Source organism: Arthrobacter sp. ISL-85, from assembly GCF_018613675.1.
In the GTDB taxonomy this organism is placed as follows: Bacteria; Actinomycetota; Actinomycetes; order Actinomycetales; family Micrococcaceae; genus Arthrobacter.
Genome location: NZ_JAGGPQ010000026.1, coordinates 144,608 through 158,982, shown reverse-complemented (window position 1 = coordinate 158,982; position 14,375 = coordinate 144,608). Strand labels below are relative to the sequence as shown.

Genomic DNA, 14,375 nt, shown 5'->3' with positions numbered 1-14,375 from the left:
GAATCTACATATCAGCTGTACTCAGTACACCTGGGCAGCCGAGGCCCGGGCGCCGCGACGAAGCTAGCCGTCGAAGCCGTCGTCGTCCAAAGCATGGCCGTGGCCGCCCGCTGTTGCCGGCTGGCCGTTGCCTTCCGGCTCTTCCCCGGTGTCGATGCTGCCCGGGGCGGAGGAGAGCAGTTCCCGCAGCCGGTCCTCAGCGGCAATAGTGGTCACGAAGAAGAGTTCGTCGCCGCCGTCGATGACGTCGTCCCGGCTGGGTGTGATCGGCGCCTGGTCCCGCAGGATCGCCACCAGGGTGGCATCCTCGGGCCAGTGGATGTCTCCCACGGTCATGCCGATGACGTGGGAATCGTGGGGCACGGTGAATTCCACCAGGGACGCCACCCCTGTCTGCAGCGTCAGCAGCCGCACCAGGTCGCCGATCTCCACCGCCTCCTCCACGAGGGCGGTCATCAGCTGGGGGGTATTGACAGCCACATCAACCCCCCAGGAGTCATTGAACATCCAGTCGTTCTTGGGGTTGTTCACCCGGCCCACGGTGCGGCCAACACCGAACTCGGTCTTCGCCAGCAGGGATACCACCAGGTTGACTTTGTCGTCGCCCGTAGCGGAGACCACGACGTCGGCATCCTCCACTTTCGCGCCCTGCAGCGTGGAGAGTTCGCAGGCGTCGCCCACAAGCCAGTGGGCGCCCCGCAGCCCGCTGCGCCCGATTACTTCGGGTTTGAGGTCGATGAGGAGGATCTCGTGCTTATGCGCCAGCAATTCCCTGGCGATGGACGACCCGACGCTGCCGGCACCGACGATAACGACTTTCACTGATACTCCTTGGCGGGGGCTTTGGCGAGGATCTGGGCGATCTGGGCGCTGCGGTCCACCTGCAGCATGGCGTGCACGGTGTCGCCGTCCTGGTACGCCGTTCCTGCATCAGGCAGCAGCCCTTCGCCAAAACGGGTGACGTAGGCCACGCGGACTTCGGCGGCCTTTTCAATGCTGCTGATCCGGTGACCAATCCAGGCCGCGTCGAGATCCAGTTCAGCCAGGACCAGCCGCCCGGAGGGCTCACGGAAATCGCCCGCCAGATGCTGTTCGGGCAGGATGCGGCGCAGCACCTGGTCAGCGCTCCAGCGGACGGCGGCCACCGTGGGAATGCCCAGGCGCTGATAGATCTCGGCGCGTCCCGGGTCATAGATCCTGGCGACGACATGCGGGACGTGGAACGTTTCGCGGGCAACCCGGGTGGCCAGGATGTTCGAGTTGTCACCGCTGGAGACCGCCGCGAAGGCGTAGGCCTCGCCCACTCCTGCCTGCTTGAGGGTGTCACGGTCAAAGCCCACGCCAGTGACTTTCCTGCCGGTAAAGCCCTGGCGGAGCCGGCGGAACGCGCGGTCGTCCTGGTCGATGATGGCCACGGAATGCCCGGCATCCTCCAGCGTGTGCGCCAGCGTTGCCCCCACCCGGCCACATCCCATGATCACGAAATGCGCCACCGTATCTCCTCTGTATTTATGTCAGGATCGTGCAGCAAGAACTCTACCGGCATGGCCCGTGATAGGCCGGGCCGGGGCCCGTCATGACATCGTCCGCGAATCAGACTAGCTTTGTGGGGTGTTGACAATACTGAACGCCGTCAAACGCGTGCTGGTGGGCAGGCCCTTCAGGAATGACCGTCTGGCCCATACCCTGCTTCCCAAGAAAATCGCCCTTCCCATCTTCGCGTCCGATGCGTTGTCGTCCGTGGCCTACGCCCCGGATGAGATCCTGCTGACCCTCGCCCTCGCCGGCGTCAGTGCCGTCGCGATCTCGCCGCTGGTGGGCCTCGCCGTGATGGTGGTGCTGCTGACAGTGGTGGCCTCCTACCGGCAAAACGTGCACGCGTACCCGTCAGGCGGCGGCGACTACGAGATCGCCAACGAGAACCTGGGCAAGTACGCCGGCCTGACGGTGGCGGCGGCCCTCCTGGTGGACTACGTCCTGACCGTTGCGGTGTCCATGTCCTCGGCAGCGGCGTACCTCACCACGGCTATACCCTCGCTGCACGGCCAGCAGGCCGTCATCGCCACCATCGGCGTCGTTATCCTTGCGCTGGTGAACCTGCGCGGCATCAAGGAAGCGGGCAGTGTCTTCGCTGTCCCCACCTACATCTTCATGGCCTCCATCCTGGGCATGACCGCGGTGGGCATGTTCCAGGCCGCCACCGGGCAGTTGGGGCAGGCGCCGTCGGCCGCCTTCACCATCGTCCCGGCGGAGGGCTTCGACCAGGGACTGGTGGGCCTGACCGGCGCCTTCCTGCTGCTTCGGGCCTTCTCCTCGGGGGCAGCAGCCCTCACCGGCGTGGAAGCCATCAGCAACGGCGTTCCCAACTTCCGGCACCCCAAGAGCAGGAATGCCGCCACCACCCTGTTGCTCCTGGGCGTGATCGGCGCCGCCATGCTGGCGGGCATCATCTATCTGGCCAATGCCACCAAAGTCCACATCGTGCTGGACCCGGCCAAGGAATTCCTGCTGAACGGGAAGCCGCTGCCGGAGGGCTACATCCAAAACCCCGCCATCAGCCAGATTGCCCAGACCATCTTCGGTACGGGCAGCATCCCCTTCTACATAGTGGTGGCCGCCACCGGCGTCATCCTGGTGTTCGCGTCCAACACGGCCTTCAACGGCTTCCCGGTCCTGGGTTCCATCCTTGCCCAGGACGGCTACCTGCCCCGCCAGCTCCGCACCCGCGGCGACCGGCTCGCCTTCAGCAACGGCGTGCTGGCCCTCGCGGCGGGCGCCCTGATCCTCATCATTTCGTTCGACGCTGATGTGACCAAGCTCATCCAGCTCTACATCGTGGGAGTCTTCATCTCCTTCACCCTGAGCCAGCTGGGCATGATCCGGCACTGGGGCCGCGAACTGAAACTCGCCAAGGACAAGGCTGTCCGGCGCCGGATGATCAAGTCCCGCACCATTAACACCATCGGTTTCGGCATGACCGGCCTGGTGCTGGTGATCGTGCTCATCACCAAGTTCCAGCAGGGCGCCTGGATCGCCCTCCTGGCCATGTTCATCCTCTTCCTGATCATGTGGAGCATCCGGTCCCACTACGACAACGTGGCCAAGGAGCTCGCAGTGGGCGAGGACTCCTCGCCGCGTGCCCTCCCCACCCGGGTCCACGCCGTCCTGCTGGTGTCGCACGTCCGCAAACCCGTCCTGCGGGCGCTGGCGTATGCACGCGCGTCCCGGCCTTCCCGGCTGGACGCCATCACGGTGGACATCGACCCGGAGGAGACGGCGCACACCATCGCGGACTGGGAAAAGCTCGAGATTCCGGTTCCGCTGACCGTCCTCGCGAGCCCGTACCGGGAGACGGTCACGCCCATCATGGACTACGTCAAGCAAATGCGCCTGGACTCACCGCGGGACCTCATCGTGGTCTATATCCCGGAATACGTCGTGGGCAAGTGGTGGGAGCAATTGGTGCACAACCAGACCGCCCTCCGCATCAAGACCCGGCTCCACTTCGAGCCGGGCGTCATGGTGGCCAGCGTTCCCTGGCAGCTCAAATCATCCGAAGAAGCAAAGAACCTCCAGGACGTCCAGTGACCGCCAGAACTTCCGCCGCTACGAAGTCATCAGACACTGCCGTGGCTGGAGAGGACCAGGCCGGGCACACCGGCGAAGAGGCCGTGCTCGACGTCGGACCGGTGGCCCACGGCGGGCATTGCGTGGCGCGCCACGAGGGCCGGGTGGTCTTTGTCCGGCACGCCATTCCCGGTGAGAAGGTCCGCGTGAGGCTGACCGACGCCGCGGACGGGGCCAAGTTCTGGCGCGCGGATGTGATTGAGGTGCTGGAATCGTCCCCGGACCGGGTGGAGCACTTCTGGCGTGCGGCCGATTCCCCGCGGGCCTGGAGCCACGGGCACCCGCCGGTGGGCGGTGCCGAGTTCGGGCATATAACCCTGGCCCGGCAGCGTGACCTGAAAGCGGAGGTCGTCGCCGAGCAACTCACCCGCCTTGCCGGGCTCGACCAGTTGCCGTCCGCGTGGACCGGCAGCGTGGAAGCAGTGGGGGAGAAGGACGACGCCGGCAGCGGCCTGGGGTGGCGCACGCGGGCGAGTTTTTCGGTCACCGCCGGCGGCAAGCTGGGGATGCACGCCCACCGCTCCAACCACATCGTTGCGGTGCGGGAGATGCCCTTGGCAAGCGAAGTCATCAACGCCCTGCGCCTATGGGATCTGGACCTGCAGGGCATCGAGCGGGTTGAGGTGGCCGCTCCGGCCAACGGCTCCCGTCCCTTGGTGCTCCTGGCCCCCGCGCCCGGCACCAAGGACAAGCGCCTCCGGGCCATCGCTGCGGAACTGCCGGAGGACACTTCCGTTGCCGCCTTCGATCCGCTCACCGGCGCCGTGACCCAGCTCCGGGGCCGCACGTGGGTGCAGGAATCCGCCGCCGGACACGAATACCGGGTCTCCGGCGAGGGCTTCTGGCAGATCCACCGCGACGCGCCCGGGACGCTTGTGGCGGCCGTCACAGAATTCCTGCGGCAGGGGGACTTCCTCGGCCCCGGTGCGGTGGTTGCCGATCTCTACGCGGGGGCCGGGCTCTTTACCGCCGTACTGGCCGACGCCGTGGGGGAGACGGGCGCCGTGCTCTCGGTGGAAGGGGCGCCCGGGACCAGCCGCGATGCGCGGAAGAACCTGCATTCCGCACCACAGGTGGAGGTGGTCCAGGGGCGTGTGGAGCGTGTCCTGCGCCAGAAGCCACGGAATTTCGACGCCTTGGTCCTCGATCCGCCCCGTGCCGGAGCCGGGAAAGCCGTCGTCGGCCAACTCATCGCGTCCCGACCCCGAGCCATTGCCTATGTGTCCTGCGATCCGGCGTCGTTCGCCCGTGACCTGGGTTACTTCCGCCGCTCCGGGTGGGAGCTCGCCGGGCTGCGGACCTTCGACCTGTACCCCCACACCCACCACGTCGAGACGGTGGCACTGCTGGCTCCCGCTCCATGATGCCGCAACGGTTTTCGACTACGATGGCCGTAGTAGTCCCACGTCGCGCCCGAATTCTCGGCCGGCCGTGTGCAAATTTTCGGGCCCTGAAACTACTTAGGGCTTCCTAACTAGCAGGCGGTCAACCGCGCGACAAAGATGAAAACTGTTGCGAGAGGAGTCCTGCGATGAGCACTGTGGACAGCTTCGGTTCAAAAGGCAAACTTAATGTAGCCGGAACCGAGTACGAAATTTTCCGGTTGAACTCCGTTGAAGGTGCAGAAAACCTTCCGTTCAGCCTCAAGGTATTGCTTGAAAACCTGCTGAGGACCGAGGACGGCGCGAACATCACTGCCGATCACGTCCGCGCCCTGGCAGGGTGGGATCCCAACGCGGAACCCGATACAGAAATACAGTTCACCCCGGCGCGCGTGATCATGCAGGACTTCACCGGCGTGCCCTGCGTCGTGGACCTTGCCACCATGCGCGAGGCCGTCAAGGACCTCGGCGGCGACCCCAAGCGGGTCAACCCGCTGGCGCCGGCGGAAATGGTCATTGACCACTCCGTGCAGATCGACGCCTTCGGCAACTCCGGCGCACTGGAGCGCAACATGGAGATCGAATACCAGCGCAACGGCGAGCGTTACCAGTTCCTGCGGTGGGGCCAGACCGCGTTTGACGACTTCAAGGTTGTCCCGCCCGGAACCGGCATCGTGCACCAGGTCAACATCGAATACCTGGCCCGCACAGTGATGACCCGCGAAGTCGACGGCGCTCTCCGGGCCTACCCGGACACCTGCGTCGGCACCGACTCGCACACCACCATGGTCAACGGCCTGGGCGTGCTCGGCTGGGGCGTCGGCGGCATCGAAGCCGAGGCAGCCATGCTTGGCCAGCCCGTCTCCATGCTGATCCCGCGCGTCGTGGGCTTCAAGCTGACCGGGTCCATCCCGGCCGGCGCCACCGCCACCGACGTTGTCCTGACCATCACCGAACTGCTGCGCAAGCACGGCGTGGTGGGCAAGTTCGTGGAGTTCTACGGCGAAGGCGTCGCGGCTGTGCCGCTGGCCAACCGCGCCACCATCGGCAACATGAGCCCGGAGTTCGGCTCCACGGCAGCGATGTTCCCGATCGACGACGTCACCATCGAATACCTGCGCCTGACCGGCCGGTCCGAGGAGAACGTCGCCCTGGTTGAGGCCTACGCCAAGGAACAGGGCCTCTGGCACGACCCGTCCCACGAGATCAAGTTCTCCGAGTACCTCGAGCTGGACCTGTCCACGGTTGTTCCGTCGATCTCCGGCCCGAAGCGTCCCCAGGACCGCATCGTGCTCACTGAGGCCAAGGACGAGTTCCGCCACGACCTGCTTAACTACGTCAAGCACAACGCCGACGCCGGCACCCTGGACGAGTCGCTGGAGGAGACCTTCCCGGCCTCGGACCCGCCCTCGTTCACCCAGTCGGACACGCACGTGACGGACACCGACCGCGAGCCGCCGGTTTACTCGGCAGCCCACGGTGCGGCCGGCCGGATTTCCAACGCCGTCAAGGTCACCGCCGAAGACGGCCGCGAGTTCGAACTGGACCACGGCGCCGTTGCCATCGCCTCGATCACGTCCTGCACCAACACGTCCAACCCCTCCGTGATGCTGGCTGCCGCACTGCTGGCCCGCAACGCCGTGGACAAGGGCCTGACGTCGAAGCCGTGGGTCAAGACCTCCGTGGCCCCGGGTTCCAAGGTCGTTACCGACTACTACGAGAAGTCGGGCCTGACGCCGTACCTGGAGAAGCTCGGCTTCTACATCGTTGGCTACGGCTGCGCCACCTGCATCGGCAACTCCGGCCCGCTGGACACCGAAATCTCCGAGGCCATCCAGGCCAACGACCTGTCGGTGACCGCCGTCCTGTCCGGCAACCGCAACTTCGAAGGCCGGATCAACCCGGACGTGAAGATGAACTACCTGGCATCCCCGCCGCTGGTCATCGCCTACGCCCTGGCCGGAACCATGGACTTCGACTTCGAAACCGACGCCCTGGGCAAGGACGAGGCCGGCAACGACGTCTTCCTGAAGGACATCTGGCCGAACCCGGCCGAGGTCCAGCAGGTCATCGATTCCTCGATCGACAAGGACATGTTCGCCCGCGGCTACGAGGGCGTGTTCGAGGGCGACGACCGCTGGAAGGCACTCGACACCCCGGCCGGCGACACCTTCGCCTGGGATGAAAAGTCAACCTACGTCCGGAAGCCCCCGTACTTCGAAGGCATGCAGGCCCAGCCGGAGCCCGTCACGGACATTTCGGGCGCACGCGTGCTCCTGAAGCTTGGCGACTCGGTCACCACCGACCACATCTCCCCGGCCGGTTCCTTCAAGTCCGACACCCCGGCCGGCCAGTACCTGCTGGCCAACGGCGTGGAGCGCAAGGACTTCAACTCCTACGGCTCCCGCCGTGGCAACCACGAAGTGATGATCCGCGGCACGTTCGCGAACATCCGCATCAAGAACCAGCTCCTGGACGGCGTTGAGGGTGGCTTCACCCGCGACTTCACCCAGGCTGACGGCCCGCAGGCATACGTCTACGACGCCGCGCAGAACTACCAGGCAGCCGGCACGCCGCTGGTGGTCCTGGCGGGCAAGGAGTACGGTTCCGGTTCGTCCCGTGACTGGGCTGCCAAGGGTACCGCCCTCCTGGGCGTCAAGGCCGTCATCGCCGAGAGCTACGAGCGCATCCACCGCTCCAACCTCATCGGCATGGGCGTCCTGCCCCTGCAGTACCCGGCCGGCGAGAACGCTGCCACCCTGGGCCTGACCGGTACGGAAACCTTCTCGGTGGAGGGCGTCACCGCCCTCAACGAGGGCACCACGCCCAAGACCCTGAAGGTCACCGCCACCGCCGAGGACGGCTCCTCGAAGTCCTTCGACGCCGTCCTGCGCATCGATACCCCGGGTGAAGCGGACTACTACCGCAACGGCGGCATCCTGCAGTACGTGCTGCGCCAGATCTCCGCGAACTAGCGGAACTGCCAAGCAGGCACCATCCACCCGAAGCCCCGGCCGGTCACCGACCAGCCGGGGCTTCGGCTTTGCAAGTGAGCTTTGCTTTTGAGGCGAGGCGTTAGAGTTAAACGGCACGTCTACCACCCGAAGGAGGGGTCATTGGGAATCTTGGACACCATCCGGAATCCGCAGGACCTGAACGAGTTGACCGATGAACAGCTGGAACAGCTGGCCTCGGAGATCAGGGACTTCCTGATCACGAACGTCTCCCAGACGGGCGGCCACCTCGGACCCAACCTCGGCGTCGTGGAACTGACGCTGGCCGTGCACCGCATCTTCGAATCTCCCCGTGACAGCATCGTCTTCGACACAGGCCACCAGTCCTACGTCCACAAACTCCTCACCGGGCGCCAGGACTTCAGCACTCTCCGCCAGGAAGGCGGCCTTTCCGGCTACCCCGCCCGGGCAGAGTCCGAACACGACATCGTGGAGAGCTCCCACGCGTCGTCGTCCCTGTCCTGGGCCGACGGAATTTCCCGGGCCCGCCAACTCACGGGCGAAGGCGACCGGCACGTGGTGGCCATTGTGGGTGACGGTGCCCTCACCGGCGGCATGGCGTGGGAGGCCATTAACAACATCGCAGCGGACAAGAAGCGCCGCGTGGTCATCGTGGTCAATGACAACGGCCGGTCCTACGCGCGCACAGTGGGCGGATTCGCCGACTACCTTGCCTCACTGCGTCCCACCATCGATTCCTTCCGCGCCGCCCCCGCCTACGAGGGCGCCCTTGACTGGTGGAAGAAGAAGCTGCAGAACGGCGGCCCCGCGGGCCAGTTCACATACAAGAGCCTGCATGCCATGAAAAAGGGCATCAAGGACTGGTGGGCGCCGCAGGGCATGTTCGAGGACCTCGGCATGAAGTACATCGGCCCGGTGGACGGCCATGACCTCCAGGCCATGGAGCACGCACTCTCCACCGCCAGGAACTACGGCGGCCCCGTGATCGTCCACGCCATGACGGAAAAGGGCCACGGCTACGCTCCGGCCCGCGCCCATGAGGCCGACCAGTTCCATGCCGTGGGCATTATCGATCCTGAAACCGGCGAGCCCACCGGCACCGGCGGCGCACCGTCCTGGACCTCCGTGTTCGCGGACGAGATCGCCGCCATCGCCGATGAGCGCGACGATATCGTGGGAATCACCGGCGCCATGCTCATCCCGGTGGGCCTGCACAAGTTCGCCGCCAAGCACCCCAAGCGTGTCATCGACGTCGGCATCGCCGAGCAGCATGCGCTGACCGCCGCCGCGGGCATGGCCTTCGGCGGCCTGCACCCCGTCGTTGCCGTCTACGCTACGTTCCTGAACCGGGCGTTCGACCAGTTGCTTATGGATGTCGCCCTCCACAAGGCCGGCGTCACCATCGTCCTTGACCGCGCCGGCGTCACCGGCCCTGACGGCGCCAGCCACCACGGCATGTGGGACATGGCCATGGTCCAGATCGTCCCCGGCCTACACCTGGCCGCCCCCCGCGACGCCACCCGGCTCCGCGAGGAACTGCGCGAGGCCGTGGCCATCAGTGATGCGCCCAGCGTTGTCCGCTTCTCCAAGGGATCCGTTGGTCCGGCAGTCGATGCACTGGAACGGCTGAACGACGGTGTGGACATCCTGGCCCGCCGGCCGTCAGGCTCGACGGAAAACGACGTGCTGATCATCAGCGTCGGTGCCATGGCCGAACTGGCCCTGGACGTTTCCAACCGGCTCGGTGCGCAGGGTATCAGCACCACGGTGGTGGACCCGCGCTGGGTCCTCCCGGTCCGCCGGTCCATCATTGCGCTGGCCTCGCACCACCGCCTGGTGGTTTGCATCGAAGACGGCGTCCGTGCGGGCGGCGTCGGCTCGCGCATCCGCCAGGAAATGCGTGCCGCTGGCGTCGACACTGCCCTGAATGAAGTTGGCCTGCCGGTGGAGTTCCTTGACCACGGCACCCGCAGCCAGGTGCTGGAGCGCGTTGGGCTGACCGCCCAGCAGATCACGCACGACGTCGTAGCGCAGGTCCTCGGAACAAAGGTTCCCTTCGCGCGGCCCCTGCCCGGGCAGCAGCACCCCACCACCGGCAGCCTTCCGATTCTGTGAAGGACGAGGATGAACTGAAGTACCCGGGGCCTGCGGGGGAGTCCGGACCGGTCCTGCACACCACCACCACGCGCGTTCCCAACGGACTGCAGCCGGGCCAGCTGGTGGTCTCCCGGAACCGGAAATGGAACGGCAAGGCCCACTGGGTGGTGCCCGGGCGGTACCTGGGCGAGGACCAGCACGGGTGGTGGATCTTCCAGGGCACCAACGAGTTCTGTTCCCGACCCGGTGCGGCCTTCTACACCCGATCGGACGCTGTCCTGCTGGTGCCGCGCCAAGGTGACTGGGTGGCCACGTTCTACGACTCCGCCCATCCCGGCGGAGTGCGGGTGTACATCGACCTCGCGGTGGGTCACGAGTGGACGCACATCCGCCCCGCCGTGACCGAGTTCCATGCCATCGACATGGACCTCGACGTTATCCGCACCGCGGACCGCGGCGTCTTCATCGACGACCAGGACGAGTTCGCGGAGCACAGCGTCTCCATGCATTACCCACACCGTCTGATCGAGGACATCCAGTCCGCCGCAGACGGGCTCTACCACGCCGTGAAGGCGCAGCACGCGCCTTTCGACGGCACCGACGTTGAATGGTTTACCAAAGGACGCATTACATGAGCGGCATTGTCAGGGTCTACAAGCGCGACGATGAGGGCACCCTCCACTTCAGGGAAGCCTGGTTCGACGAGGAGTATTCGCAGTTCGTCATGAACTTCGGTGCCGTGGGACACCAGAGCAAGACCGAGGAGACGGACGTCCCCGATGCCGGCGCCGCGGACGGCCTTCTGGACGCCTTTGCGGCACAGTGCGCGGAGGACGGATACGCCGAGATCCCTGTGGAGGAGCAGTTCTGGGTGGTGGCGCAGTTCGCCCTCAAGACCAGGGAAGGCACTGAACGCGACCGCTACCTTGAGCAGAAGGCCAAGGACGCCCTCATCAGCCACTTGGCGTGGCGCGGCCTGGGCACGGTGGAGCGGTCCCAATTCACCGATTACAAGCTCAACATCTTCTGCCTGTGCCCGGACGTGAACAAGGCAGTCAACGCCATCAAGGTGTGCGCCCGCGGCGAGGAACTTGACTTCACCAAGCTCAGCATCGGGGCTGCCGCGTACAGCGACCCGGACCATTACAAACTCAAGCATTCCGCCAAGCCCGCCAGCAGCTTCAGCCTCTAGGAGACGTCCGTGACCAGTTACCGCCGCGTTGGAAAATCAGGCCTGACAGTGTCCGCCGTAGGCCTGGGCTGCAACAACCTTGGCCGTGCCAACACCGCCACGGAGTCGCAGGAGGCCACGGACGCGGTCGTCAACGCCGCAATCGATGCCGGCATCACACTGTTCGACGTGGCAGACAATTACGGCAGGGAACCGGGACTCAGCGAAACCATGCTCGGCAAGGCCTTGGGCGGCCGTCGTGGAGAGGTGGTCCTTGCCACCAAGTTCGGCATGGACACCAAGGGTGCCAACGGTCCGGACTTCGGTGCCCGCGGATCACGGCGCTACATCATCCAGGCGGTGGAAGCCTCGCTGCGGCGGCTCGGTACGGATTGGATCGACCTGTACCAGTTCCACACCCCGGACCCGCTGACGCCCATCGACGAGACCCTGGCAGCGCTGGACACCCTGGTCAGCAGCGGCAAGGTCCGCTACATCGGCCACTCCAACCGGTCCGGCTGGCAGATCGCCCAGGCGGAGTACGTGGCCCGCGAACTGGGGACGGCCCGGTTCATTTCCTCGCAGAACCACTACAACCTGCTGGACCGGCGCGCCGAGCTTGAGGTGACCCCGGCGGCCGAGGAGTTCGGCCTGGGCGTCCTGCCGTACTTCCCGCTGGCCAACGGCCTGCTGACGGGCAAGTACTCGCCGGGCCACGCTCCGGAAGGGTCCCGGCTCAGCCACACCCGCACCAACTTGGTGGACGACGCCGACTGGGACCAGCTGGGCAGGTACAGCGCCTTCGCCAAGGAACGCGGCCTGACGGAGATCGAGGTGGCATTCTCCTGGCTCGCCGCCCAGCCCTCGGTGGCCAGCGTCATCGCCGGCGCCACCCGCCCCGAACAGGTCCGGCAGAACGCGGAAGCAGCGAACTGGGTGCCCACGCGGGAAGACCTTGCCGCCCTGGACGCGATCTTCCCCGCCGTGCCCAAGGTCGCGCTCTTCTAGGCAGCCGTGCCCGCCTACCTCCTGGACGTCGATACCGGCATCGACGACGCCCTGGCCATTGCCTATCTCGCCGCCCTGCCGGACACCGAGTTCGTGGCGGTCACGGCGACACCGGGCAACGTGGACGCCGACCAGGTGGCCCGCAACACCTTGGCACTGCTGGAACTGTGCGGCCGCCCGGGCGTCCAGGTGGCCGTGGGTGCCCGGAAGCCCCTGTCCATTCCGCTGCTGACCACCCCGGAGACCCACGGGCCGCAGGGAATCGGCTACGCGTTGCTGCCTGAACCAGCAGGCCGCCTCAGCCCGCGGAACGCGGTGGACCTCTGGATCGAACATGCCAGGGCCAGGCCGGGGGAGCTGACCGCGCTCATCACAGCGCCGCTGACCAACTTCGCCCTTGCACTGCGGCAGGAACCGGACCTCCCGGACCTCCTGGCGAAGATGGTGATCATGGGCGGTGCCTTCTACCACCAGGGCAACACCACCCCCACCGCCGAATGGAACACGCACGTGGATCCGCACGCGGCCAAGGAGGTCTACGCCGCCTACCGGGGAAGGCATGCGGACAGACTGCCCATTGTGTGCTCCCTGGACACCACCGAACGCATGGAACTGCACCCGGCCCACATCAAGGCTTTGGCCGAGGCCGCGGGCGCCGCGGTTCCGGAGTTGGTGCTCCCGGAAGACGCCGAGGGCCGCCGCAGTACCTCCGACAACACCCTCATCAGGCATCTTTCGGACGCCTTGCGCTTCTATTTCGAGTTCCACCGGCACTATGACCAGGGCTACCTGGCGCACGTCCACGACTTCTTCGCCGCCGGGGTGGCCGCCGGGACGCTCGAGTACACGGCACGTCCGGCCACCGTGGATGTCGAAACGGACTCGCCGCTCCTGATGGGAACAACCGTGGCAGACTTCCGGGGACTCTGGGGCGCACCTCCGAACGCCCGGATCGTGTCCGGCAACAACCCCGGGCAGGCGTTCCGCGAGCTGGTGTCCGCCGTCGGACGCCTGGCCCGGAAGACGGGGTAGGGCCCAGGATCCGCGGCTTGCGCGGCAGGAACAACCTGCAGGGGACGGTACCGGAGGATGGCCGGTAGAATGGGCTCCGGACCGGCCCGGCGCAGTTGCCGCCGGCTGCTGCCGAGGTGACATAGGCAGCCACACACCGGCCCGGTACTGCCGGGCCACTGCCTGCATCCCTAAGGAACAGTCCCCATGTCATCGCCCTCTTTGACGCTTCCCTCCCAGGAACGCCCCGCGGCCCGCCGCCGGCGGCTGCTGGAGATCCTCGGCGCCCTGGCCATCGCCGCCACGTACGTCTACCTGGTCCTCAACCAGCCGGCGGACATCACAGGAGGTCCGGGCAGCGCATCGGCCCTGATCGCCCTCACCGGCTTCCTGGCAGGGGCCATCCTGCTGATCGTCGCCGTGCTGCCCACCCTCCCGGCGTCCACACTGGTGCTGATCCCGGTGGCGCTGGTCCTGAACATCGTGCTTGGCCAGTTTGTGGGCAGCACCCTGGTTCCCTTCTACCTCGACGCGATCGGCACGGTGATGATCGCCGTCCTGGCAGGTCCGGCTGCCGGCGCCGCTACCGGCGCCCTCAGCAGCGTTGTCTGGTCCTTCTTCAACCCCACCGTGCTGCCGTTCGCTGCAGGCGCCGCGCTCATCGGCTGCCTGGCAGGGCTCGCAGCGCGCTACGGCCTCTTCCGCCGTTTCTACCTTGCTCCCGTCGCCGGCTTCGTCACCGGGATCATCGCCGGCGTGGTGTCGGCCCCTGTGGCTGCCTTTGTCTTCGGCGGAACCTCGGGCGTGGCCACCGGCGCAATCGTCAGTGCTTTCCGGGCCATGGGGGACACCCTCCTGGCCGCCATCACCAAGCAGGCCCTGATCTCCGACCCCATGGACAAGGCCATCGTGTTCACCATCGTTGCCGTCCTGGTCTACGCGCTGCCCCGCCGGGCGCGCCAGCAGTTCCCCTTCCTCCGGCGCCACCGCGTGCTCGCCGGCAACAGCCAGCCCATCGGGACCCGTGCGGACGCCCCAGTGAAGGATAAGGCACACGGTACTGCTTCGGGTTCAGCCAGCGATTCAACGCTGAACGGCTGACCC

Annotated in this window: 11 protein-coding genes; 9 read left to right on the top strand and 2 right to left on the bottom strand. The window is 66.4% G+C overall.

The window, feature by feature from the left end; genetic code table 11:
• Positions 1 to 63: 63 nt before the first annotated feature.
• Together J7I84_RS19475 and J7I84_RS19470 are read right to left on the bottom strand one after the other, a co-directional pair.
• Positions 64 to 822 (bottom strand): NAD-binding protein, encoded by a 759-nt coding sequence (locus J7I84_RS19475; RefSeq protein WP_214946158.1) that lies wholly within the window; start codon positions 820 to 822, stop codon positions 64 to 66.
• Positions 819 to 1,493: a TrkA family potassium uptake protein gene (locus J7I84_RS19470; protein ID WP_214946157.1), complete on the bottom strand. Its 675-nt coding sequence runs from the start codon at positions 1,491 to 1,493 to the stop codon at positions 819 to 821. Before J7I84_RS19470 ends, J7I84_RS19475 begins: the two co-directional genes overlap by 4 nt.
• A gap of 118 nt (positions 1,494 to 1,611) precedes the next feature.
• Here J7I84_RS19470 and J7I84_RS19465 point away from each other — a divergent pair, with 118 nt between their 5' ends.
• The 9 genes from J7I84_RS19465 (at position 1,612) to J7I84_RS19425 (ending at position 14,372) form a co-directional block, all read left to right on the top strand.
• Positions 1,612 to 3,588, top strand: a complete 1,977-nt coding sequence (locus tag J7I84_RS19465; protein ID WP_214946156.1) for an APC family permease — start codon at positions 1,612 to 1,614, stop codon at positions 3,586 to 3,588.
• Between the two features lie 41 nt (positions 3,589 to 3,629).
• Positions 3,630 to 4,991: a TRAM domain-containing protein gene (locus J7I84_RS19460; RefSeq protein ID WP_311381172.1), complete on the top strand. Its 1,362-nt coding sequence runs from the start codon at positions 3,630 to 3,632 to the stop codon at positions 4,989 to 4,991.
• Positions 4,992 to 5,158: 167 nt separating this feature from the next.
• The gene (locus tag J7I84_RS19455) at positions 5,159 to 7,984 is read left to right on the top strand and encodes an aconitate hydratase (protein ID WP_214946154.1); all 2,826 of its coding nucleotides are present in this window, start codon (positions 5,159 to 5,161) and stop codon (positions 7,982 to 7,984) included.
• Positions 7,985 to 8,125: 141 nt separating this feature from the next.
• Entirely contained in the window at positions 8,126 to 10,099 is a 1,974-nt protein-coding gene (dxs, locus tag J7I84_RS19450) for a 1-deoxy-D-xylulose-5-phosphate synthase (protein WP_214946153.1), read from the top strand.
• Positions 10,096 to 10,716 carry a DUF402 domain-containing protein gene (locus J7I84_RS19445; protein WP_214946152.1) on the top strand — a complete coding sequence of 207 codons (621 nt, stop codon included), beginning with the start codon at positions 10,096 to 10,098 and terminating at the stop codon, positions 10,714 to 10,716. The genes dxs and J7I84_RS19445 overlap by 4 nt, the downstream gene beginning before the upstream one ends.
• Positions 10,713 to 11,273: a hypothetical protein gene (locus J7I84_RS19440; RefSeq protein WP_214946151.1), complete on the top strand. Its 561-nt coding sequence runs from the start codon at positions 10,713 to 10,715 to the stop codon at positions 11,271 to 11,273. The genes J7I84_RS19445 and J7I84_RS19440 overlap by 4 nt, the downstream gene beginning before the upstream one ends.
• Positions 11,274 to 11,282: 9 nt before the next feature.
• Complete coding sequence (locus J7I84_RS19435; protein ID WP_214946150.1) at positions 11,283 to 12,260, top strand: aldo/keto reductase; 978 nt, start codon at positions 11,283 to 11,285, stop codon at positions 12,258 to 12,260.
• Between the two features lie 6 nt (positions 12,261 to 12,266).
• The gene (locus J7I84_RS19430) at positions 12,267 to 13,292 is read left to right on the top strand and encodes a nucleoside hydrolase (protein WP_214946149.1); all 1,026 of its coding nucleotides are present in this window, start codon (positions 12,267 to 12,269) and stop codon (positions 13,290 to 13,292) included.
• 186 nt (positions 13,293 to 13,478) lie between these two features.
• Positions 13,479 to 14,372, top strand: coding sequence for an ECF transporter S component (locus tag J7I84_RS19425; RefSeq protein ID WP_214946148.1), 894 nt, complete (start codon positions 13,479 to 13,481; stop codon positions 14,370 to 14,372).
• Positions 14,373 to 14,375: the final 3 nt, after the last annotated feature.